This is a genomic window from Bacillus thuringiensis (assembly GCF_022095615.2).
In the GTDB taxonomy this organism is placed as follows: domain Bacteria; phylum Bacillota; class Bacilli; order Bacillales; family Bacillaceae_G; genus Bacillus_A; species Bacillus_A cereus_AG.
Genome location: NZ_CP155559.1, coordinates 816,258 through 839,510 on the forward strand (window position 1 = coordinate 816,258; position 23,253 = coordinate 839,510).

Here is a 23,253-nt window from a genome sequence, read left to right on the forward strand (position 1 = left end):
TTGTAATTTATACGAAGTTAATATGTGTTCAGTACAATAAGCATTGTAATTAATTTATTATATGAGGAGGATTCACGTGGACAGAACTGCTTTACGAAAAGTAAAAGGCCTTATTGGATTATTCATGGTTTTTGTATTAGCATTCGTATCATTTCCGTGGAGTACATCAGTCAAAGCGGAAGAGAAGAAGCAAGAAAAGGCACCAAGTGAAAAGAAGATAGTTTTTCCAGTTGTAAGTGATGTACATATTAAAAATAGTGGAACGGATGATACGTTTCGCTGGAAACGAGCAATCGAGCAACTTAATACACTTGCACCTAAACAAGATGCGTTCGTAATTGTGGGAGATTTTACTGATTCAGGATCGGTACAACAATATGATCGTTTCATGCAAGTATATAATGAAAATGCAAATAAAGATGCCGTGCGAATGAACTCTCTTGGTAACCATGATTATTGGAATGGTTTATCTGTAGAAGGAGCACAGAAACGATTCTTAGAAAAAACAGGTATGGAATCGATTTACTATCATAAAGTGGTGAAAGGGTATCACTTCCTTGTAATGTCTCCAGAGGATGGGACAACTCATGGATATTATTCAGACAAGCAAATTAATTGGTTAAAAGAAGAGATGGCAAAAGCGCAAAAAGATGATCCAGAAAAACCAATTTTCGTATTTTTACACCAACATATTAAAGATACAGTATACGGTAGCCAAGAATGGGGAACGAAAGATAGTGCGAAAATTAATGAGGTATTAAAACAATACCCACAGGTTATTACGTTTTCAGGTCATTCACATTATCCGTTAGATGATCCAAGATCGATTCATCAAAAAGACTTTACATCAGTTGGTACATCTTCTGTAAGCTATATGGAAGTTGAAGGTGGTAAAGTACAAGGAAATATCCCGCCAGGAGCTAGTACATTAAGCCAAGGTTTATTAGTAGAAGTAGATGATAAAGAAGTAACGATTAATCGCCGTGATTTCCATACGAATTCTTGGACAGGCGAACCGTGGAAAATCCAGTTGCCATCAAAGAAAGAAACTTTTACACATGTAGAAGATCGTGATAAAGAAAAACCATACTTTGCAAAAGATGCAAAGCTTGCTGTATCCAATGTAACAGAAAATGCAGTAACAGTAACATTCCAGCAAGCGTTGGACAACCTTCTTGTTCATTCTTACCGTGTACAAGCGAGAGATAAGCAAACGGGAGAAATAAAGAATAAATTGTTGGCATTCTCAGAGTTTTATCGTGATCCAGTACCAAAAGAGCTGACATTTACACTTGCCGGATTAGATGGTGGGAAAACATATACACTGGAAGTCGTTGCAATTGATTCATTCGGCAATGAAAGTGTACAACCATTAACGGCAGAAATTACTACGAAAAAAGATAATATTGACCCGAATGTGAAAGTACCAAAGGCGGATGTTTTTGATGTGAACTTTGCAGATGGTACATTTAAAGACAATTCATCATTTGGTACAAAAGGTGATGTTAAAGGCAATGTGACTATTGAATATGATAAAGCATTGAAAAAGAATGTTATGAAGCTAAACGGAAAAGCAAATACATTTGGATTTCTTCCGTTTTCAGCAGCACAAAAAGAGAAAGTAGCAAACACGTTTACGTTAGAAACTGTATTTTCAATGAATGAAATCCGTGGGCAAGGTATTTTACAAAATACAGAGAGCGGCGGAATTGGCTTTGAATCTACAGGAAGTGGATATGTTGAATTATGGGCTCATATTGGCGGTAGCTATAAGCGTGTTGGCGTTCAATTAGAGGCAAATAAAACGTACCACTTAACTGGAACGTATAATGGAAGTGAAGTAGCCATTTACGTAGATGGTAAAAAAGTAAATAGCCAGCCAGCTACAGGGAAAGTATATCACCCGAACGTACCATTTGCACTTGGTGCAGATCCAGATAGCAATGGGAATGGTGGTATTCCGTTAAATGGACAAATTGCGCTTGCGAAATTATATAGTAAAGCGTTAAGTTCTTCAGAAGTATTAGCAGCATATAATGAGTTTTCTAACCGTACAAAGTTAGAAGAAGTAAATGCTTTATATGAAGAGCTTGGAAAAGTAAAAGAAGTGTTAGCTGGTACGTATGAGTTTGGTGATAAGCCAGGTCAATATTCAAAGGAAGCATTTCAAGAATTAGAGAAAAGCTATAATAATGCAAAGCAAGCATTTGAAAATGTAGGAAGTACTGGAGAGAAAATCGTTCAAGCGTATAACGAATTAAAAACAGCTAATGTGACATTTATACAATCTAAAGTAGTAGAACAACCGAAAACACCGAAAGAAAAATTACAAATCAATATTGAATCTGCAAAAGCAGTAGTGAAAAAAGCGCAATCTACAAATGTAACGGACGGTTCAGTGAAATCATTGAGTCAAAAAATTACAGTGGCAGAATCTGTGTTAAAAGATGCGAAAGTAAAAGATGCACAAGTAGAAACGATGAATCGTACGATGGAATATGCGATTTCACTCGTTGAAAAAAGCATAAACAAATAAGAGAGAAGAAAAGAAGCTTATCATGATAGGCTTCTTTTTTGTTATACTAAAAATAGTATAGAATGAGGGAGCGAATAATTTGGAAGAGAAAAAGCTAAAAAGAATTCTTGAATATGTATGGATCGCGGTTGTGCTCCTTGTAGGATATTATTTCTTAAAAGAAAAAAGTATATGGGTTTTATTTTTAATGACGTTTTTATTAGCGGGTTTAGGCACGTTATTTATTAATTTCTTCTTTGACAGTTTAAATGCATGGAAGAAAAAGAAGGGAACGAAGTAAAGGAGGGAATATATGCAAAAGTGGAAGCTTATATATCAGGTGATTATTTTCCTATTGCTTGTAGGTATTGGCGTTTTTAAATATTCTACACCAATAGGGAATTGGGCATCGTTTACAGCTTGCATCGGCATATTTTTCATTTTACAATCGTTAACGAAAAAATATAATAATATAACAAAATAGCTCGCCGTTTTATCGGCGAGCTATTTTGTTATGCTTTTTTCTCTGCATCACTTGTTTTTTCAGTAGCTAAATGACTATGTTTTCTAGAGTAGAAGAAATAGAAACATAAGCCAACCATAAGCCAAGCTATAAAGCTAATCCATGTCGTTTTAGACAAATTAATCATTAAATATAAACAGCAAAGAATCGCGACAACTGGTAATGCAGGTACGAAAGGTGTGCGGAATCCGCGTTTTAAGTCAGGGTGTGTTTTTCGTAAAATAAGTACCGCGCAGCAAACGAATGTAAAGGCTGTTAGCGTACCGATGTTTACTAAATTAGCTAGTAGATGTAGGTCTAGAAGTCCTGCTAATAAAGCAGCAACAACACCAGTGATCCATGTGTTTAATAAAGGGACTTTTACTCTTTTATTTACACGTGCTAGCGCTTTTGGAAGTAGTCCATCGCGGCTCATCGCATAAGAAACGCGAACTTGTCCGTACATAACGACTAGGAGAACGGTTGTCATTCCAGTCATCGCCCCAACAGCGAGTAGTCCTGCAATTGTATCTTCGCCAACGAAATGTAAGGCAAACGCAACTGGATCAGAAACATCTAATTGTGTATATGGAACCATACCTGTTAAAACGAAAGATACAATCATGTATAAAACAGTACAAATAAGAAGAGAACCGATAATGCCAATTGGTAAATCGCGCTGTGGTTTTTTCGTTTCTTCTGCAGCGGTTGCGATTGCATCAAATCCTAAGAAGGCGAAGAATACAGTGGCAGCTCCAGTAATGATACCGTCGTATCCGAACGGAATGAACGGTGTCCAATTTTCAGGTTTTACATATTTTGCGCCTGCTACGATAAAGGCGATAATAACAGCTAACTTGATAAGAACCATAATGTTATTAATGCGTGCGCTTTCGCGTATGCCAAAACTTAAAAGCCCCGTAATGAGTAGTAAAATACAAACAGCCGGTAAATCGATAAGGCCGCCTTTTCCTACACCAGGTGCCGAGGCGATTATGGCGGGCAGATGGATGTTAAATCCTTGTAGTAAAGATTGTAAATAACCAGACCAACCGACAGCTACTGCTGCGACTGCAAGTAAATATTCGAGCATTAAACACCAGCCGACGATGAAGGCGACGACTTCTCCGACTGTCATGTATGCGTAAGTATACACACTTCCTGAGACAGGAATAGAAGAAGCAAATTCGGCATAACAAAAGGCTACACAAGCACAAGTAAATGCAGCAATAAGGAATGATAGCATAATACCAGGACCAGAATGTTTTGCTGCGACAATACCTGTTAATACAAAAATACCTGTTCCAATTACGGCGCCAATTCCTAAAAATGTTAAATCGAGTGCCGTTAATGTTCTATCTAACTGCCGTGGTGATTCAGTACTAAGCGGTTTTTTTCGTAATAATGACTTCACTTTGGACTCTCCCCCCGTTTTTTCATTTCCATAACTGCGAATATAGTATGAGCCCACTAGAAAAGAGTATGTACGTAAATGGAGGTACAGTTATGGTATGTAGTTTTTAAAATTGCTGGATTAATTTTATTATAATTCAGAATATTTTGTCAAATAAAAATGTGACAAATAAAATGCGAATGAATAGGGGAAACTACTTACAGGAATGGACGAGGGTTACCAATCTACTTTGGATGGAGAAAACCCACTGATTAAAGTTAAAGTAGGAGAAGATGTTATGTTATTTTATTTTGAACTTGTCGTCATTTTACTTTGTACGAAATTAGCTGGTGATATTAGCGTAAGACTTGGCCAGCCCTCTGTACTTGGTAAATTAATTGTCGGTATTATTATCGGTCCGGCTGTGCTTGGTATTATTAATAGTTCTGAACTCATTGATGAACTGAGTGAAATTGGTGTTTTACTACTTATGTTTATGGCAGGGCTTGAAACAGATTTGGAAGAGTTAAATCGGAATTTGAAATCTGCATTCGCAGTAGCGATGGGAGGCATTATTTTCCCATTCCTTGGTGGATATTTAGCAGGACTTGCGTTTGGAATGTTACAGTCGCATGCAATCTTTTTAGGGTTATTACTTTGTGCCACTTCGGTTAGTATTTCTGTTCAAACACTAAGAGATTTAGGGAAAATGAATACGAGAGAAAGTACGACGATTTTAGGTGCAGCTGTATTTGATGATGTAATTGTTGTTATTTTATTAGCATTTGTGATGAGTTTCTTAGGTACACAAGATGTAAATGTAACGCTTGTCATTGCAAAGAAAATTATCTTTTTTGTAAGTATCGTTTTCATTTCTTGGAAAGTTGTTCCATGGATTATGAAAATGCTCGTACCACTTCGCGTAACAGAAGCATTAATTAGTGCGGCTCTTATTATTTGTTTCTCTTTTTCGTATTACAGTGAAATGATGGGAATCGCAGGTATTATTGGGGCTTTTGCAGCAGGGATTGCCATTTCTCAAACAGAGTACAAGCATGAAGTAGAACATAAAATTGAACCGATTGCTTATGCGATATTTGTACCAGTGTTCTTCGTAAGTATTGGAATGGAAATTACATTTCAAGGTATCGGAAGCCAGCTTTGGTTCATTATCATCATGACTCTTATTGCGATATTCACAAAGTTAATCGGATCAGGTTTAGGCGCAAGATTGACAGGATTCAACCTTCAATCTTCTATTAGTATCGGTGCAGGAATGGTTTCGCGCGGAGAAGTGGCGCTTATCATCGCAGCGAATGGACTTGCAGCGAATTTATTAGCGAAAGAAAATTTCACAGCGATTGTTATTGTTGTTATATTAACGACGATTATTACGCCGCCGCTTTTGAAGAAGTATTTTGTATAGAGAAGAAGGGCTTATCTGATGTAGGTAAGCTCTTTTTTTATTGGAAAAAAGCAATAGTCATATAGCGTGAATAGGTTGTAATTATGGTAAAATCTACGTATATGATAAGTCGAGGAGAGAAAATGTGTGAGGCTTACGAAGGGGAAGGTTATAGGTGTAATCATACTTATTGCACTGTGTATACCATTTACTGCATGGAAAGAATCAAAAGTGAAAGATTTTCCGGTTTCTATTTTTTCTACTTATGTAGAAGACGAAAACCCGAAAGACTATAAGTACACTGCTTTTGTACCTGACTTTGTAATTTGGATACATGGATGGGAAAAACAGCGATCTGAAGGTGAAATAACGTCATATAAAAAAGGGGATCGAACTGTAATTGTTCACCATCCTCCTGGTGATGATGGTTTTTATCTTTTTGAAGCAAGAGAAAATAAGTGAAAGCAACCGTAAGAAGTGGAGGGTAAATAGTGAAAGCTTCAACATTACTATTTAAAATTGAAAGTAATATGGATCAATTTTCACCAGCTGAAAAGAAGGTTGCCATGTACATAATGGAGAATGCAGAGATTGTTCCGAACTTAACGACGAAAGAAGTGTCAACGAATGCAGGCGCAAGTGAGGCGAGTGTTGTTCGCTTTTGTAAATCGATTGGAATCGGAAGCTTTAAGGCATTTAAAATTGCACTCGTTCGTGAATTAACGATTGCTGATTATAATATTAACGATTTTTCGGTGATGAATACGGAAGATGGCCCGTACGACTTGTTTAATAAAGTTACATATGTGAATAAAGCTGCAATTGAGGCGAGCGTTACGGCGATAGATAAGAAGGAACTTGAAAAAGCAGCAGATCGTATTGTAAATGCGGATAAAATTATATTTTACGGAGTCGGCGGATCAGCTACTCCAGCGATGGACGGGGCTTATAAATTTACAAGGCTCGGATTTACAGCGATGATGTTATCTGATTTTCATATGATGTTGCCGCTTGTGACGAATTTAAAAGAGGGCGATATATTTGTTGCGATTTCAACATCGGGTCGTACGAAAGATGTACTTGAAATGGCGCAATATGCGAAGAGACAAGGTGCAACTGTTATTGCGATTACAAAGCTTGATCAATCATCACCGTTATATAAAGAGGCCGATATTCGTCTTTGTATGCCAGATGTAGAGCAAGATCATCGTATTGCGAGTATTGCTTCGAGAATGACGCAATTGAATATGATTGATGCTTTATATGTAATTACTTTTAATCGTATTGGTAATAAAGTGCTGGATCAATTTATGGAGACAAGAGAAGAAGCTCTTCGGTTACGGAAGTTAAAATGAAAAGATGGGGGAACCCATCTTTTTTTGTATACTGACATAAATTCGTCATGAAAAGAAATAAAATTTCATAAAATAATAAAGTAATATTGATTTTAAATTTCTTAAAGTTATAATGAAAGTATGAAATTAAATTTCAAAGCGGGTGATAATATGTTAGAAAATTTATCGACAGAACATCGTAATGAGAAGACGATGAATTTAGATGAGATGAGCATAAAAGAAGTGTTACAAAGTATGAATGAAGAAGATCGAACTGTTGCGTTAGCAGTTGAAAATGAAATAGAAGAAATTGAAAAGGTTGTACAGATTGTCATTAAATCCTTTGAAGATGAGGGCCGATTAATTTACATTGGGGCTGGTACGAGTGGCCGTTTAGGTATTTTGGATGCGGTGGAATGTCCGCCGACATTTGGCACAGATGATAAAATGGTGCAAGGGTTTATAGCAGGTGGAATGAAAGCGTTTACTAAGGCGGTGGAAGGTGCAGAAGACCGCGAAGGATTAGCAGAAGAAGATTTAAAAAGTATTGGATTAAACGAGAAAGATACAGTGATTGGAATTGCAGCAAGTGGTCGAACTCCTTATGTAATTGGCGGTTTGAAGTACGCGGCTAGCGTGGGAGCGAGCACGGCGAGTATTTCTTGTAATAAACATGCTGAAATAAGTAAATATGCAAAACTAAATGTGGAAGTAGAAACAGGCGCAGAAATTTTAACAGGCTCAACGCGTTTGAAGGCTGGTACAGCACAAAAATTAGTGCTGAATATGATTTCAACAGCTTCTATGATTGGTGTGGGGAAAGTATATAAAAACTTAATGGTAGATGTTCAATCTACAAATGAAAAGTTAGTAGAACGATCAAAACGAATTATTGTGGAAGCAACAGGCGTTAGTTATGAAGTAGCGGCAGAGTATTATGAAAAAGCAGAACGTAATGTGAAAGCTGCGATTGTTATGGTGTTATTGCAGTGTGAGTATGGGGAAGCACTGGAGAAATTAAAAGAAGCGAAAGGGTTTGTGAAGAAGGCACTATAAAATAATAGGGAGGGGGATTCTATTATGAAGAAAGAAGAGAGAATGGCCAAAGAGATTTCAGAGCAACTTGGGGGAGTAAAAAATATTCGTGGCATTGCTCATTGTATGACGAGATTGCGATTAACGCTTCATGATGAAAGTAAAGTGAATATGGACCTTTTGAAAAAGGTTGAAGGGGTTATGGGCGTTATTGAAGATGAGACGCTTCAAGTTGTTGTTGGGCCAGGGACAGTAAATAAAGTAGCAGCTGAAATGGAAGGTTTAACAGGACTGCGAATTGGTGAGGTGGCAGATCATCATCTTGAAGATCTCGGGCAAGAGATGAAGTCAGAGATTAAGAAGAAAAATAATACACCAGTGAAAAACTTTTTAAGAAAAATAGGAAGTATTTTCATTCCGTTAATTCCAGGTCTTGTTGCGTCAGGAATTATAAACGGGGTGGCTAACTTTGCGAAAAACGCAGGTGCGGATCCGAATGCAACGTGGCTACAAATGCTACTACTCATTGGCGGCGGTATATTTACATTCTTAGGGATTTTAGTCGGCTGGAATACAGCGAAAGAGTTTGGCGGGACACCGGTTCTTGGGGCAATTGCTGGTATTTTAATTTTTAACCCAGCGATGGCGACTGTAAAATTATTCGGTGAAGCACTCGTACCCGGACGGGGCGGATTATTTGCAGTTATTTTTGCAGCATGGCTTATGGTTGTAGTGGAAAGACAAGTTCGAAAAGCAGTGCCAAATGCAGTTGATATTATTGTAACGCCGCTTATTACTGTATTAGTCGTAAGTATCGTAACGATGTTAGCAATTCAGCCAGTTGCAGGTTTCTTATCTGAAGGAATTACAAGCGGAATTAATGGGATTTTAAGTATTGGCGGCGCATTTGCAGGAGCAGTGCTTGCTGGAACATTTTTACCGCTCGTTATGGTCGGATTACATCACGGTTTAACACCAATTCATATGGAATTTATTAATCAAACGCATGTGACGCCTTTATTACCAGTACTAGCAATGGCAGGTGCTGGGCAAGTAGGAGCAGCGATTGCGATTTTTGTAAAAACAAAAAACAAACGACTTCGTAACGTAATTAAAGGTGCATTACCAGTTGGCTTTTTAGGAATTGGCGAACCGTTATTATACGGGGTTACATTACCACTTGGGAAACCGTTTCTTACAGCTTGTTTAGGCGCAGCTGTTGGCGGTGCATTCCAAGCAGTTATGAAAACAGCCGCACTCGGAATTGGCGTATCAGGATTATCATTAATTCCGTTAATTGCTGATAATAAATATTTATTATATTTCCTTGGATTAGTAGTGGCATATACGTTTGGATTTATCTTTACGTACTTCTTCGGATTCAAAGAAGAAATGGCAGAAAACATATAGAGAAAGGGATTCCTTTCTCTTTTTCTATTCATAGAAAGGGAGATTCGTATGATAGGAGTTTCAATTTATCTTTCAAAAGAACGAGTGAAAAAGCAAGAAGAGTGGCTAAAAGTAGCGAAAGAAAACAGATTTTTATCTATTTTTACATCATTGCATATTCCAGAGGATGACCCTGGTACGTATAAAGAATTAATACAAATACTTGGGAAGCAAGCTCTCAAATATGAAATGGAGTTAATGGTCGATGTTTCTCCAAAATCGTTACAACATTTAGGACTGACGTACGAAAATGTGGAGGAGTTAGTAGAGTGGGGCATTACTGGCTTACGAATGGACTATGGCATCATGCCGAAAGAAATCGCGCGCGTATCTCATAAAATGAAAGTAGCTTTAAATGCGAGTACGATTACAGAATCATTTTGGAAAGAGTTAATCACTGAAAAGATACAGGTAGAGAATGTAGAAGCATGGCATAATTTTTATCCGCGTCCAGAAACAGGACTAGCAAAGTCCTTTTTACAAAAACAAAATGAATACTTACATGAGTGCGGAATAAAAACGATGGCATTTATTCCGGGAGATGGGGAAAAACGTGGTCCGTTATATGAAGGCTTACCAACCTTAGAAAGGCACCGTAATATACGCCCGCTTGAAGCGTACTTAGAACTTGTACAAGATTGTGGTGTCGATAAGGTGTTAATCGGGGATATAAGTGGAAGTGTAGAAAGTGTACAAGAGATAGCGAGTGCGAGTAGAGGGGTTATTCCTCTACGCTACAAATCGTTTATAAATGATAAAAAAGCATTAAAAGTGGTGGAGCAAGTTCATACAAATAGGCTAGATCCAGCTCGTGATGTCATTCGCTCTGTAGAATCACGAGAAGAAAATAAAGTCGTGTTACAGCCGATGTCTACCATTTCAAGAAAGAAAGGCAGCATTACAATTGATAATGAATTGTACGGTAGATATGCTGGGGAGATGCAGGTTGTTGCACGGGAGTTGCCTCAAGATGAGAAAGTGAATGTTGTTGGAATGGTTGTAGAAGAGGACTTGTCTTTATTGCCGTATGTTGGTGCTGGAAAAATGTTTCAACTTTTTTGTGCAATAGAGTAAAAGCTTGAATTAGCGCTATTTTGTGAGAAAACATTATCCGTAAAAGGGATAATGTTTTTTGTTTTCTGTAAAAAAGTATTTGACGAATGAAATGAAATACCGTATTGTTTTGACTTGTAAATAAAAGTTCACCATAACAAAACAAAAAGGAGAGTTCAAAATGAACCAATATATTGGGAATTTAATTATTCGCATCGTGTTAGGAGTGACATTCTTTGCGCACGGTTTAGCGAAGTTTCAATCAGGTATCGATAACGTAGCAGGATGGTTTACAAGCATTGGCTTACCAGGTGGTCTTGCATACGGCGTAGCAACTGTAGAATTAGTTGGTGGTATATTATTAATTATCGGTTTAGGCGTACGATATGTAGGATTGTTATTTGCACTTATTTTAGCTGGAGCTATCGTAAAGGTAAATGGAGCAGCAGGTTTATTAGGAGATGGAAAGAATCCAGGTTATGAATTAGATCTTGCATTATTATCAATGGGTGCGTATTTATTTGTTGTAAAAGCAGAAGGATATGTAGATCGTTTTTTAAAAGAGAAAGTAATGAAAACGAAGTAAACTTATTTATAAACTGTTGACTTGAAGAATGATTGTAACTATAATGATTACAACTGGTAGATTAAGAATAAAACAATTTAAATATTTTTTTACACAAGATGTAACTATCGGTGTTACATCTTGTGTAAAAAATAAATAAAACGGGAGGAATTAATATGTCTAAATCAAATTTAGAAATTATTCGAAGTACATATGAAGGATCAGCTTCTTCGAATGCAAAACATTTAGTAGAAGCCCTCTCTGAAAAAGTAGAATGGACAGAGGCAGCAGGATTCCCGTACGGGGGAACTTATATAGGTGTAGAAGCAATAATGGAAAATGTATTTAGTCGTTTAGAATCAGAATGGGATGATTATAAAGCGAGCGTAAATATGTACCATGAAGTAAACGGAAAAGATGTAATTATTGCTGAAGGTATGTATTCAGGAGTTTATAAAGAAACGGGAAAATCATTTGAAGCAGAATTTGTTCATGTATGGCAACTTGAGAACGGAAAAATTGTGAAGTTTAAGCAATATGTAGATAGTCATCTTGTTAGAGAAGCGACGAAGAGCTAGTGCTTTTTAAATGGATCGTAGGTATATGCATTACAATTATCGTAATTATCTCGTCTATAGTTGGCGGAAAGAAATTGCTGGCATATGTAGAAAAAGAAAATAAAAATATTCAAATTGAGCGAGTGGCAAACGAAAAAGAGAAGAAAGTTGCAGAAGAAGCTCCACAAGTTAGCGAAGGTGAAATTATTTCTACTATGCATCAAATGGTGCACCAAAAGGTAAAATCCTCTGAAAAATGGGGGTTTATAGAAATGACGAAAAAGGAAATTTCTAATGTGAAAAGGGATATTGAAAATAGTACAGGTTTTCAATATAAAATGAAGTTATTTTCTATTATAAATAGATGGGAAAAAGGAGATTTTTCTCAAACTGTTGAGGAGCATAACTTCTTATGGAGCCTTCAAGGTGGAGATACTGGCAAGGCAACAGAACGTTTATCACCAGAAGAGGAAAAGCAGTATATAAGAGAAATGAAGAATAAATAAAAACATCGCCACTCGGATGACGATGTTTTTTCATTAAGAATGTTTGCGCATTAAAGCTCTAGTTGGCTGAACAGTAACAGTTTTGAAATGAGAAAATAAATAACATCCTGTTACAACGATCATTGTACCTAAAATTTGTATCCATGTTAGTTCTTCACCGAGGAAAAGGAAGGCTAAAATAGCTGTGAAAATTGGATTGAAGTTTAGAAAAATGCCAGATGTAGTTGCTCCTAATTTTTGTACGCCAACATTCCAAAATACCATACAAAGAACTGTGGAAATAAGCCCAGTATATAAAAGTGATGTTATAAACGAAGTGTTTATATTCGTAACAGTAAAGCTACCTATGTTAAATGGCAGTAATAAAATAACGCCGAAAATACCAGAGTATAACGTCGCCATAAGTGGCGTAGTTGTTTTTGTTGCCCATTTACTACAAACAGAATACATTCCCCAAATACAAACAGCTGCCATCATCCATAAGTCACCGCTATTAAAATGTAGTGAAAATAAAAGGGCAAAGTTACCTTTTAATAGAACAAGAATAACCCCAAAGAATGAAAGAATCATTGATAGAATTTGAAGTGTATTTACTTTTTCTTTTAGAAATAACACTGAAAATAGTGCAATTGAAATCGCATTTAATGTAGAAATAAGCCCTACATTTGTTGCAGATGTTTTTTCTAGTGCTAAAAATTGAAAAATGTTAAACAGAGCAACCCCTGAGATCCCCATTAGTAGTAACGGAAGTATTGCGGCACGAGGTGGAATGATTTTCTTTTCTTTAAACCATACCATTGGTAATAAACAAACGATCGCAATCATCCATCTTAAACTTGTAAGTGTCATTGGAGACGCATGATCAACGAGCGATTTTCCAACGACGAAATTTCCTCCCCATAATAAGCTCGTTAGTAATAGTAAAAAGACATAAAAATAAGGCATATTAAAATCCCCTTTGTTGTAATCAATGTGAATTGTAAATAATTTTAGCATTTTTCTTTATTGTGTAATATATTCTTTTGTATAATGGATAAAAGTTGATAAAATGTTTTGTTATGAATAACATTCAAGGAACAATATTCAGTTTTATATAAGTTGTAAGGTGTTTTTTCGAATAATCATCGGTAATAAAAAGGGGGAATTTTGATGGAGTCGTCGGTTATTAAAGTGTTAGATGATTTAGACGTACAAATTTTAGATATATTGCAGAAGGAATCACAAGTAAGTAATGCAGAGCTTGCAAGACGCGTTAATTTATCACCAGCTGCGATGCATGCGAGAATAAAAAGATTAGATGGAGAAGGGTTCATTGATAAGCAAGTAGCCATTTTAAATCAAGAAAAGCTTGGTTTTGATTTATTATGTTTTATTTTTATGAGTACAAATATTCATCAATCGGATAAACTTGAAGTGTTGGAAAAAGAATTAGAATCGATGCCGGAAGTGTTAGAATGCCACTGTTTAACAGGAGAGTATGATTATTTATTAAAGGTTGCAAATCGTGATCGTAAAGAGCTAGAGCAGTTTATTAGAAAGCTGAATAAGCTTGGTATTACAAGGATACAGACGAGTTTAGCACTTCGAGAAATTAAATATTCGACGGTGTTACCGATACGAAATGAAGAACCGAGCATCGATTAGATTGCTTGGTTTTTGTTTGTGTAAAGTGATTGACGGGAAGAAAGGAGAGATGTATTATTATATAAAATTATGTATTAAAATTCATTTTTGTTTATAAATATTAATATGAGGGACAAGGGGATAAATTATGAAAATCTGTAATGCGGTTACAAGTGATGTGAAAGAAATTTATAGTCTCATTGAAGCTTATGCAAAAGAGGGAGTAGTTTTACCGCGTTCGCTTTTATCTCTCTATCAATATTTACAATGTTTATATGTTATGAAAGAAGGGGAAGAAATCGTTGGAGTTGCTGGCTTACATGTGTTAGGGGAGGACCTTGCAGAAGTCCGATCATTAGTCGTTTCGCATACATATGCAGGGAAAGGAATCGGACGTATGTTGGTGAATCATGTAATAAATGAGGCAGTGAAAATAAAAGTGAGTAGAGTCATTTCTTTAACATATGAAACGGAATTTTTTCAAAAGTGCGGGTTTGTTTTTGTGAATAGAGAGGCGTTACCAGAGAAAGTATGGATTGATTGTAGACATTGTCCAAAGGTTGATTATTGTGATGAGGTGGCGATGGTTCGGTATGTTGGGTGAATGTTTCAGAGAGAAAAAAGGCCCACTATTATTTACATAATAGTGGGCATCTATATTTTAGGAGAAATTAAGAACTTGAATTCGTTTTTCTTACTGCAAAATTAAAAATGGGGTTTTTAAGCTCATAGTTATAAGTAGAACCATCGACAAGCCCTACAACTTTATCGCTATCGTACAGATCAAGCATAAATTGTGCCATTTGTTTTGCGGTGTGGAATTTCGGTACAACATTATCGTATTGGAATTCATCAATATCAAATGAACGTTTTGCAAATTCTGTTTCAGTTGCAGCAGGAGCTAAAACTTTTGCTTGCAGTTTCGCGCCTTGTTCTTTCAGTTCGTGAGATAAACCTTCTGTAAATGCACTTACATAGAATTTCGTAGCGCAATACGTAACAGCATCAGCAACAATTGTGTATCCACCGCCTGATGAAACGTTAATAAGTTGTGTGCCATCAACCATTGAATAATCTCGAACGAAAAGAGAAGAGAGTATCGTTAGTGCTTCTATATTTACATGTAACATCGTCTCTATTTTATTTAAATTTTGTTCAGCAATTGAGGCGAAATTACCAAAACCTGCGTTGTTAATCCACGTTTCAATCTGGAAACTTTGTAGACTTTCATAAAGTTTATAAACATTTTCCGTGACGGATAAATCAGTTTTTCGAATGACAACATCCAATTCCGGACATACTTCGTTAATTTTCAATTTTAATTCTTCTAATTCTGCTTGTCTTCGAGCTACAAGTATTAAGTTTTTTCCGCGAGATGCAAAGGCTAAAGCTGATTCATAGCCAATTCCAGAACTAGCGCCAGTAATAACAGTATATTTCATATAAAATCCCCCTAAGTTCAAATTCATTTATGGTTAGATTGTATTTGTTAGAGTATACTCTAAGTCAAATGTTTTTTATAAATTTGATAAGAGCGCAAAATATATGAGGGTAAATGGTATGCGGAGGGGGTTTTTAGTATGTACACAATTAGCGAGGTAGCTAAATTATTAGGAGTGAGCACACATACATTACGTTATTATGAAAAGGAGAATATCTTAATTGCAAATCGCGATGCAAATGGGAATAGATTGTATGAAGAGTCGCATATAAAGTGGTTGCAGTTTGTTATGAAATTAAAACAAACACAAATGCCGATAGCGAAAATAAGAGAATACGCTAGATTATATTTAGAAGGGGAGCATACAGCCGAAGCTCGTTTACAGCTCCTAGAAGACCATAGGAAATCTATTCAGATTCAAAGAGAAAACTTAGAAGTTACAGAGAAGATGCTTGAGCATAAAATTAGTGCATATAAAGGATTATTGGAAAATAAATAGATTAAAAAATCATCCGTTCCTTGTTATGTGATCAAAAATGGATTTGATCTATGAGTATTTCATCATAGTGTGCCGGTAAATAAAAAAGAGCAGCTAGCAAATGCTAACTGCTCTATTAAAGGGATCTCTCCAAGGGGGAGTGGAGAAAATATTATGTTACTAGCAGTATTAACAGATTATTAGGAAATATACAAACTGGAGGAAAGAAATTTTAAATAATCTTTCGGCATTGACAGTTCTTAAAATATTCATGTACAATATTTATGAATGACATTCAGTCATTTTATATAAAAGGGTGTAGTGAGTTTAGCGACTGAACAAATACAATGGTAAATGAGGATGATAGTTGTTTATATATAGTAGTGGTGAAAGACATATTTTTTTAAAACAAAATGACTGATAGTCAGTCATAAGAGGTGAGAGGTATGAAAAATAGAGCTTGGTTATATGTCATATTAACATGTATCTTTGAAATTTTTTGGGTGTTTGGTTTTAATACGGCCGATACTTGGTGGCATTGGATTATTATTTTAGGAGTTATCGCTGTTGATTTTCACTTTCTTTCTAAAGCGTGTGAACATCTTGCGACAGGAACTGTATATGCCATCTTTGCCGGAGCTGGTACGGTAGGTACTTTCTTAATGGATGTATTCCTTTTCGGCGGAAGTTTCAGTGTAGGGAAGTTATTCTTTATCGTGATGGTTGTAGCTGGCGTTATCGGTTTAAAGCTAGCTGATAATAAAGAAGAAACTGTGGAAGGAGCTGCTTAAAGATGGGTTGGTTTTTCGTATTTTGTGCTGCAATTAGTGAAATAGTCGGTGTGATCGGTCTGAAAATGTATAGTAAAGATAAAACGTTAGCAAATGGTGCGCTTTATATAGGCGGGTTTGCTACATCCTTTGCATTCTTGTATACATCTTTCTTATTTTTACAAGTAAGTGTCGCCTATGCGGTTTGGATTGGTATTGGAACAGCAGGTGCCGTTTTATTAAATATGTTCCTGTTTGGTGAATCGAAAAGTAAGGCACGTTTGATCAGTGTGGCTCTTATTGTATGTGGTGTGACAGGATTAAAGGCTCTTTCGTAAAGATACACTGTATCTCCTAACAAGTCGTTAGGAGATTTTTATTGTAAAAAGTGCATGATAATTGACAGTACAGCTAATTATTTTATAAAATGAGTGACAGTCATTCAATACGCGTGTGAAAGGATTTAGATGATGAATAAAAAAGAGAAAATTGTCTATGCAGCTATTGAAGTGTTTCAGGAAAAGGGCGTTGAAAAAACGAAGATTTCTGATATCGTGAAATTGGCTGGCATTGCACAAGGAACTTTCTATTTATATTTTCCTTCTAAGTTATCTGTTATGCCTGCAATAGCAGAAGTGATGGTTGAAAAGATGATACTTGCAGTGAAAGAAAAAGTGCAAAATGATGCGCCTTTCTCAAGTAAGGTTACGCAAGTGATAGATGCGGTGTTTAACTTCATAGCTGAATATCGTGAAATACAAGCTTTAATGTATGCAGGTCTTGCATCTACAGAACATATAAAGGAATGGGAAGCTGTGTATGAGCCTCTTTATATGTGGCTAAGTGAATTTTTAAATGAGGCGAAAGAAGCTGGTGAAATTCGTGATTCGGTTCATGCAGAGCGAACAGCGAAGTTATTTATCGCCCTTGTTGAATCAGCAGCGGAACAAGTTTATTTATATGATCATAAAGATGATGAGCAAGTCGAGCTACAAAAGGCAGAAGTACTAGATTTTTTAACACATGCACTACATATAAAGAAATAGTAAGATGAACCTGTCTGAAAAGGTAGGTTCATTTTTGAGGAAAACTGAATGATAGTCATTCACCTAATACTTATGTATGTGTGGAAGGATAGAGTGAAATTCTAATGAGTGGGGCAGCTCTACTCATGATTAGCCCGCAAATAGCAGGATAAAGAAAAAGCTTCTTGGGCATTATTTTTTTGAGGAACTTACGGGAAGAGGTGTTAAAAAGTGAAGAAACCGATAAAAGAACAAAAGATGGTATTGGTCATTCTTTTGAGTAATATATTTATCGCTTTTTTAGGGATTGGATTAATCATTCCGGTTATGCCGTCCTTTATGAATGATATGGGTTTAACAGGGAAGACGATGGGTTATCTCGTTGCAGTGTTTGCAATGGCTCAGCTTATTGCTTCACCTATTACAGGCCGGTGGGTTGACCTGTATGGTAGGAAGAAAATGATAATCATTGGATTATTTATTTTTGGTGTTTCAGAGCTTCTTTTTGGATTAGGGACAGATGTATGGATGCTCTATGCAGCGAGGGTGTTAGGCGGAATTAGTGCTGCGTTTATTATGCCAGGTGTTACGGCATATGTTGCTGATATTACATCTATGCAGGAACGTCCAAAGGCGATGGGATACTTGTCCGCGGCAATTAGTACCGGATTTATTATAGGACCTGGAATTGGCGGATTTATTGCAGAATACGGTATACGTGTGCCGTTTTTTGTTGCAGCAGTAATTGCCTTTATAGCATGTGTGATTTCGATCTTTATTTTAAAAGAACCGTTAACGAAAGAAGAGCTTGCGGAGATTTCTTCTAATACGAAAGAATCAAGTTTTATTGGAGATTTAAAGAAATCATTACATCCAATGTATGCAATCGCATTTATTATTGTATTTGTACTTGCATTCGGTTTATCGGCGTATGAAACTGTGTTTAGTCTGTTTTCTGATCATAAGTTTGGATTCACACCGAAAGATATTGCGGCAATTATTACAATTAGTTCAATCTTTGGGGTAGTTGTGCAAGTATTTATGTTTGGAAAATTAGTTGACATGTTTGGTGAAAAAGTATTAATTCAAATATGTTTAATTGTAGGTGCAGTATTAGCGTTCGTTTCAACTGTAGTCTTTAATTATTGGATTGTACTTCTCGTTACTTGCTTTATTTTCCTTGCATTTGATTTACTTCGTCCAGCTTTAACGACGTTTTTATCAAAAGCAGCTGGAAAAGAGCAAGGATTCGTTGCTGGTATGAACTCAACGTATACGAGTTTAGGAAATATAGCAGGACCAGCGATGGGCGGAATATTATTTGATATGAATATTCATTATCCATATGCATTTTCAGGAGTTGTTTTAATAGTTGGTCTCGGTATTACATTTATGTGGAGAGAGAAACAGCTAGCTGAAAGTTTTGCGAAGTAATAAAACCCCTTACGACGGTAAGGGGTTTTTGTTTTATAAGCTTAATCCAAACCGTTTTAATTCAATGAAAATCCCCTCTAATTGCTTTCCTTTATCCGTTAATGTGTACTCTACACGAGGCGGAACTTCCGGATATACTTTTCTCGTTATAATGCCTTGAGCCTCTAATTCTTTTAGTCGAAGCGATAATGTTTTCGGGCTAATCCCGTCCATTGATTTTTGTAAGTCACTAAAGCGTAATGTTCCTTCGATAAGAAGGTCACGGATGATTAAAAATGTCCATTTTGTACGAATTACATCAAGCGTTTTAGCGATAGGACAAGGTATGCCAGGTAACCCTTTCGTTAATTCAACTGGATTTATATTGTTCATGGAACTAGCCTCCATAAATTTTTTTTGAATGAATTTGCTTTATAGTATCACAAAACTATACTTTTGGTAACTATATGAAAAAAATATCACTACTTCCATAAAGGAAGTTAGTGCATATACAATAGCAATACGAAATACAAAGGGTTTAGATGAGGAGGAGGTGAATTTCATGGGGATAAAAAAGTTGTTTGGATTACTTAGTTTGTTTGTTGTTTGTATTGTACTTGTAGCATGCAGCGTGGAAGAAAAAACGGAAGTCCAGTTATTAAAAGAAATGCCAAAGCCAAAAGCAATGACAATTGACCCCTCACTAAGTAAGAGAGAAGCGACCGAAATGGTTCATGCAGCGCAGCGTTTTTATGCATTTTGGGATACAGGTAGGGAGGAACTTATTCCGCAGACTGTTACTGAAAATTTTTTCGATCATACATTGCCGAAAGGGCGACCACAAGGCATGGAAGGATTAAAGTTTGCGGCGCAAAACTTTCATAAAGTTGTTCCTAACATACATTGCGAGATTGAAGATTTATTAGTCGTCGGTGATAGAGTAACAGCTCGTCTTTCTTTTACAGGCACTCATAAGGATAAGAAAATCAGTTTTTTTGCAATTGATATTTTACATGTGAAAGACGGAAAGATAACGGAGGATTGGCATTTAGAAGATAATCTTACGCTGAAACAGCAACTTGGGTTAATAGCCGAGGAATAAAATAAGGGAGAGAAAAGCGATGAAAAATATATTCATTATAAATGGACATGAAAAATACGGTACAAAGGAAGGCAGATTAAATAAAACGCTAGTTGATTATATGGTAACGGTATTAAACGAGAATCATCATGTGAAAACGACAACGATTCAAGATGGCTATAGTATTAAGGAAGAACAGGAGAAATTTTTATGGGCTGATGTGATAATTTATCAAACACCAATTTACTGGTTTAGTGTTCCGGGTTTATTTAAAACGTATATGGATGAAGTATATGAATACGGTTTGTTCTTTAAAGGAGCTGATGAATATGGAACAGGTGGTTTATTAAAAGAGAAAGCGTATATGTTTTCTACAACTTGGAATGCACCTGAGAAAGCATTTGGGGATAAGACGAAGTTCTTTGAGGGAGAAAGTTTAGAGTCAGCGCTTAGTCATTTACATCGTGTACAGAAGTTTCTTGGCATGAGTCCGTTAAAGAGCTTTGCTTGTTATGATGTGGTGAAACATCCGAATATTGAGCAATATGTATTGAACTTGAAAGATCACTTAGATGGAGTAATTAAATAATAGTATGTGAAGAAGGTACTACTAAGGATGTAGTACCTTCTCTTTCATGAAATACGTTGAAAATCTTTACTTATACAGGACTGTTTTAGCTTTTTTGATTTGATTAAATGTTTAATATCAGAGATGTTATCGTATGAAAGTTGAGTATGATAATAGTTAATGTACTCAAGTAATGCAAAAATATAAATAAATAGAGTGAATGATAGTCCGCCTAAAGGTAAGTGGGGATACCAAATTACAAAACCAATAGTAAACGTAATAAATCCGGTGATAATCAATGCTATATTTATCTTTTTAAGTATTTTTAAATATTGAATCATCCTAATAGGTGTAGCAGATGTTTTTTCTTTTTTTAGTCGTTTCCACTTTACGTACCAGTAAATTGTTCCTTGTAATAAGATAAACTCTAAAAGAAGAAATGAGACCCAAAAAGAATATAGGGAATATAAATGTAACGTAGGATAAGCATAGTTAAGTAAGTAACTTGTGAAAATAAAAGTAATGACTGAAAATAACTCACCTGTGTATAGATAGGAAAGTCTTTTTTCTAGGGTCCGTTTCATGGTTCCTCTCCTTTTACCCCGCTATTTGCGGGCAGTAAGACCCACACCCAAAAATTCAGCGGTAGGTGGGGGGCGGGCTGTCCGTAAAAGCCCGATTGGTGAAGGCTAATAATCAGTGGGGATGAACAAAACCCCCACTGATTAAAGTTTCACTTTATAAAAACTCACATTTTAATACGTGGATGGCTGTATCCATAACTTCGCAAAATTTGCCCAGCCGAATGAATCAATTGTTACGTTTTTTAAAGAAGACGGATATGTTTTTCTTTTTAAAACGTGATAGTTAAATAAAATGATGTGTTCTGCTTGTAAAAATTCTTCGATCTCATACATAAGCTTATAGCGCTTCTCTTTATTTTCTTCTAATAAAAAGGTATCAAGTAAACAGTTAATTTGGTTTTCATAGTGCGGGGCCATAAACCGATTTACGAAGCAACTTTTATTTTTAAATACATTTAAGAATGCGAGTTCATGATCGGCAGCAAACACTTCTCCCATAAAAATAATATCGGCATGTTTATCGATAGAGCGATCCATATAATCTGAAACGAGAAATGGGTGAAGTTCTACGTGTATTCTTAATTGTTCGCAACGTTCTTTTAGGAAATGTGCGTCATTTGCACTATCTTTAAATGCGAAAAAATAAATATGTATTGTGTCTCCATTATAGGTGCTCTTTTTTAAATACTCTTTCGCTTTTTCTAAAGAGTAGGACCTTTTAGGAACTTGGCGGCTTCTTTCAGGGAAAAAGCTTGATGCGGCAATTGTTCGTCTACCCTCTATGTTACGAAGTATCATTTCAACATCATATATTTCTCTCCAAGCCTTTCGAAAGTAAATGTCGTGGTGGGGACCAGGTTTTGTAAAGTTAAAGCCGGCATAAATGCAGCCTATTTCTTCTATTTGTATATCATGTCTTTCATTCTCTTCTTCATTTGGTAGTTCATAATCAGCATCTATTTGCACATGATCAGGAATACCCCAAAATTCAATACGGTCTAATAACGCGCGTTCTTTAAAATAATAGGTGAACGCTTCGAGTACGATATTGTCTTCAGAGTAATGAGCAAGTTTGAAAGGTCCAGTACCTATATAATGATGATCTTGAATACTAGCATCACGCGGCAAAATTGCTAGTTGCATGGAACTTACGTAATGTAAGAAAAAAAAGTTGGGTTTTGCTAAATGAAATCGAATTTGCAGTGGCGATGGTGTTTCAATTTGGGTAATTTCTTCTGTTAACCATTCGAAAGGAGAATGCACTTGCTTTAATCGTTCAAATGAAAATTGTACATCTTTAGAAGTTAAAACTGTTTCGTTATGAAAATTGTACATCTTTAGAAGTTAAAACTGTTTCGTTATGAAAATGTATATCCTTTCGTAAATAAAAGGTCCACGTAAGCCCGTCTTCACTTAATTCCCACGTATGTGCAATGTGAGGCTCCATCTTTTCAGTAACATCGTTATAAACGACTAACGTGTCAAAAATTTGACTCGTAAGATGGCTCTCCGTAGTTACAGCTACAAAAGCCGGATCTAATGGGAATATCTTTCTCGATATAGGAATCTTTAATATGTCGTACATATCATTTGAAGGTTCGTATCCAAAATGATGATGTAGTTTATTTTCTATCTTTTTTTGAAGTGCAAGAGGTAGGGGTTCTTTTAAAAGAAGAAAGATATCCTTTAATTTTTCTTGCGCTAACAGTTCATCTGTGTAGGATTGAATCGCTTCTAGGAAACTATGTGCAAATAGAATTTCCGTTTTATTCCCGCGGCCTCTCCCTGGAGTCCAGCGAATTAATTGTTCCTCGCTCATTTTCTTTAATAAAATTTTTACGTTTTTCGTACTGCAATATAAAACATCCGCTAATTCTTGTAAGCTATTTCGGATATGTTGTTGATCTTGTGCATGTAGTCTTAGTCTAATGTAATAGTCCATAATTTTCATATATA

At 36.0% G+C, this 23,253-nt stretch carries 26 protein-coding genes and 1 pseudogene; 21 read left to right on the top strand and 6 right to left on the bottom strand.

Translation table 11 applies throughout. The features are described 5' to 3' along the window. Window positions 1-76: 76 nt before the first annotated feature. The 3 genes from KZZ19_RS04210 to KZZ19_RS04220 all read left to right on the top strand — a co-directional run bounded on the left by KZZ19_RS04210 (window position 77) and on the right by KZZ19_RS04220 (window position 2,999). Entirely contained in the window at window positions 77-2,536 is a 2,460-nt protein-coding gene (locus KZZ19_RS04210) for a LamG-like jellyroll fold domain-containing protein (protein ID WP_237982144.1), read from the top strand. Between the two features lie 79 nt (window positions 2,537-2,615). Then, window positions 2,616-2,816 carry a hypothetical protein gene (locus KZZ19_RS04215; protein WP_237982143.1) on the top strand — a complete coding sequence of 67 codons (201 nt, stop codon included), beginning with the start codon at window positions 2,616-2,618 and terminating at the stop codon, window positions 2,814-2,816. A 12-nt stretch (window positions 2,817-2,828) separates the two neighbouring features. Further along, window positions 2,829-2,999, top strand: coding sequence for a hypothetical protein (locus KZZ19_RS04220; RefSeq protein WP_237982142.1), 171 nt, complete (start codon window positions 2,829-2,831; stop codon window positions 2,997-2,999). A 28-nt stretch (window positions 3,000-3,027) separates the two neighbouring features. Here the strand turns inward: KZZ19_RS04220 and KZZ19_RS04225 are convergent, their stop codons facing one another. Further along, a complete protein-coding gene (locus tag KZZ19_RS04225) occupies window positions 3,028-4,431 on the bottom strand; it encodes an amino acid permease (RefSeq protein WP_237982141.1) in 1,404 nt (467 codons plus the stop codon). 205 nt (window positions 4,432-4,636) lie between these two features. Here KZZ19_RS04225 and KZZ19_RS04230 point away from each other — a divergent pair, with 205 nt between their 5' ends. The 9 genes from KZZ19_RS04230 (at window position 4,637) to KZZ19_RS04270 (ending at window position 12,314) form a co-directional block, all read left to right on the top strand. Then, entirely contained in the window at window positions 4,637-5,836 is a 1,200-nt protein-coding gene (locus KZZ19_RS04230) for a cation:proton antiporter (protein ID WP_237982140.1), read from the top strand. 126 nt (window positions 5,837-5,962) lie between these two features. Beyond that, window positions 5,963-6,277, top strand: coding sequence for an outer surface protein (locus KZZ19_RS04235; protein ID WP_237982139.1), 315 nt, complete (start codon window positions 5,963-5,965; stop codon window positions 6,275-6,277). Window positions 6,278-6,306: 29 nt separating this feature from the next. Then, window positions 6,307-7,170, top strand: coding sequence for a MurR/RpiR family transcriptional regulator (locus tag KZZ19_RS04240; RefSeq protein WP_000648163.1), 864 nt, complete (start codon window positions 6,307-6,309; stop codon window positions 7,168-7,170). Window positions 7,171-7,320: 150 nt separating this feature from the next. Continuing rightward, window positions 7,321-8,205, top strand: a complete 885-nt coding sequence (murQ, locus tag KZZ19_RS04245) for an N-acetylmuramic acid 6-phosphate etherase (RefSeq protein WP_237982138.1) — start codon at window positions 7,321-7,323, stop codon at window positions 8,203-8,205. 24 nt (window positions 8,206-8,229) lie between these two features. Beyond that, window positions 8,230-9,594, top strand: coding sequence for a PTS transporter subunit EIIC (locus KZZ19_RS04250; RefSeq protein WP_088095274.1), 1,365 nt, complete (start codon window positions 8,230-8,232; stop codon window positions 9,592-9,594). A 48-nt stretch (window positions 9,595-9,642) separates the two neighbouring features. Then, entirely contained in the window at window positions 9,643-10,707 is a 1,065-nt protein-coding gene (locus tag KZZ19_RS04255) for a DUF871 domain-containing protein (protein ID WP_237982137.1), read from the top strand. Between the two features lie 160 nt (window positions 10,708-10,867). After that, the gene (locus tag KZZ19_RS04260; RefSeq protein ID WP_001077751.1) at window positions 10,868-11,272 is read left to right on the top strand and encodes a DoxX family protein; all 405 of its coding nucleotides are present in this window, start codon (window positions 10,868-10,870) and stop codon (window positions 11,270-11,272) included. 155 nt (window positions 11,273-11,427) lie between these two features. Next, window positions 11,428-11,829, top strand: coding sequence for a nuclear transport factor 2 family protein (locus KZZ19_RS04265; protein WP_237982136.1), 402 nt, complete (start codon window positions 11,428-11,430; stop codon window positions 11,827-11,829). Then, window positions 11,829-12,314 (top strand): PRK06770 family protein, encoded by a 486-nt coding sequence (locus tag KZZ19_RS04270; RefSeq protein ID WP_237982135.1) that lies wholly within the window; start codon window positions 11,829-11,831, stop codon window positions 12,312-12,314. The genes KZZ19_RS04265 and KZZ19_RS04270 overlap by 1 nt, the downstream gene beginning before the upstream one ends. 33 nt (window positions 12,315-12,347) lie before the next feature. Here KZZ19_RS04270 and KZZ19_RS04275 read toward each other — a convergent pair whose 3' ends face one another. Beyond that, window positions 12,348-13,259: a DMT family transporter gene (locus KZZ19_RS04275; RefSeq protein WP_237982134.1), complete on the bottom strand. Its 912-nt coding sequence runs from the start codon at window positions 13,257-13,259 to the stop codon at window positions 12,348-12,350. 204 nt (window positions 13,260-13,463) lie between these two features. Here KZZ19_RS04275 and KZZ19_RS04280 point away from each other — a divergent pair, with 204 nt between their 5' ends. Further along, window positions 13,464-13,958 carry an Lrp/AsnC family transcriptional regulator gene (locus KZZ19_RS04280; RefSeq protein WP_088232423.1) on the top strand — a complete coding sequence of 165 codons (495 nt, stop codon included), beginning with the start codon at window positions 13,464-13,466 and terminating at the stop codon, window positions 13,956-13,958. Window positions 13,959-14,085: 127 nt separating this feature from the next. Then, window positions 14,086-14,541 (top strand): N-acetyltransferase, encoded by a 456-nt coding sequence (locus tag KZZ19_RS04285; RefSeq protein ID WP_237982133.1) that lies wholly within the window; start codon window positions 14,086-14,088, stop codon window positions 14,539-14,541. 67 nt (window positions 14,542-14,608) lie between these two features. Here the strand turns inward: KZZ19_RS04285 and KZZ19_RS04290 are convergent, their stop codons facing one another. Then, entirely contained in the window at window positions 14,609-15,379 is a 771-nt protein-coding gene (locus KZZ19_RS04290; RefSeq protein ID WP_237982132.1) for an SDR family NAD(P)-dependent oxidoreductase, read from the bottom strand. 138 nt (window positions 15,380-15,517) lie between these two features. On the opposite strand from KZZ19_RS04290, the gene KZZ19_RS04295 reads away from it, so the two are divergent. The 5 genes from KZZ19_RS04295 (at window position 15,518) to KZZ19_RS04315 (ending at window position 19,085) form a co-directional block, all read left to right on the top strand. After that, on the top strand, window positions 15,518-15,877 hold the full coding sequence (locus KZZ19_RS04295) for a MerR family transcriptional regulator (RefSeq protein WP_237982131.1): 360 nt from the start codon (window positions 15,518-15,520) through the stop codon (window positions 15,875-15,877). Window positions 15,878-16,302: 425 nt separating this feature from the next. Beyond that, window positions 16,303-16,647 (top strand): DMT family transporter, encoded by a 345-nt coding sequence (locus tag KZZ19_RS04300; RefSeq protein WP_000796014.1) that lies wholly within the window; start codon window positions 16,303-16,305, stop codon window positions 16,645-16,647. A gap of 2 nt (window positions 16,648-16,649) precedes the next feature. Beyond that, window positions 16,650-16,964, top strand: coding sequence for a DMT family transporter (locus KZZ19_RS04305; protein WP_088095282.1), 315 nt, complete (start codon window positions 16,650-16,652; stop codon window positions 16,962-16,964). Between the two features lie 129 nt (window positions 16,965-17,093). Next, a complete protein-coding gene (locus KZZ19_RS04310) occupies window positions 17,094-17,672 on the top strand; it encodes a TetR family transcriptional regulator (protein ID WP_060629685.1) in 579 nt (192 codons plus the stop codon). A 210-nt stretch (window positions 17,673-17,882) separates the two neighbouring features. Continuing rightward, window positions 17,883-19,085 carry an MFS transporter gene (locus KZZ19_RS04315; protein WP_088095283.1) on the top strand — a complete coding sequence of 401 codons (1,203 nt, stop codon included), beginning with the start codon at window positions 17,883-17,885 and terminating at the stop codon, window positions 19,083-19,085. Between the two features lie 33 nt (window positions 19,086-19,118). On the opposite strand, the gene KZZ19_RS04320 is transcribed toward KZZ19_RS04315, so the two are convergent. Beyond that, window positions 19,119-19,457: a winged helix-turn-helix transcriptional regulator gene (locus KZZ19_RS04320; RefSeq protein WP_074602672.1), complete on the bottom strand. Its 339-nt coding sequence runs from the start codon at window positions 19,455-19,457 to the stop codon at window positions 19,119-19,121. A 169-nt stretch (window positions 19,458-19,626) separates the two neighbouring features. On the opposite strand from KZZ19_RS04320, the gene KZZ19_RS04325 reads away from it, so the two are divergent. Together KZZ19_RS04325 and KZZ19_RS04330 are read left to right on the top strand one after the other, a co-directional pair. Then, window positions 19,627-20,166 (top strand): ester cyclase, encoded by a 540-nt coding sequence (locus tag KZZ19_RS04325; RefSeq protein ID WP_237982130.1) that lies wholly within the window; start codon window positions 19,627-19,629, stop codon window positions 20,164-20,166. 19 nt (window positions 20,167-20,185) lie between these two features. Further along, window positions 20,186-20,734 carry an NAD(P)H-dependent oxidoreductase gene (locus KZZ19_RS04330; protein ID WP_237982129.1) on the top strand — a complete coding sequence of 183 codons (549 nt, stop codon included), beginning with the start codon at window positions 20,186-20,188 and terminating at the stop codon, window positions 20,732-20,734. Between the two features lie 44 nt (window positions 20,735-20,778). On the opposite strand, the gene KZZ19_RS04335 is transcribed toward KZZ19_RS04330, so the two are convergent. Together KZZ19_RS04335 and KZZ19_RS04340 are read right to left on the bottom strand one after the other, a co-directional pair. Further along, window positions 20,779-21,297: a general stress protein gene (locus tag KZZ19_RS04335; RefSeq protein ID WP_237982128.1), complete on the bottom strand. Its 519-nt coding sequence runs from the start codon at window positions 21,295-21,297 to the stop codon at window positions 20,779-20,781. A gap of 171 nt (window positions 21,298-21,468) precedes the next feature. Next, window positions 21,469-23,248 (bottom strand): annotated as a pseudogene (locus KZZ19_RS04340) (ABC transporter substrate-binding protein). Window positions 23,249-23,253: the final 5 nt, after the last annotated feature.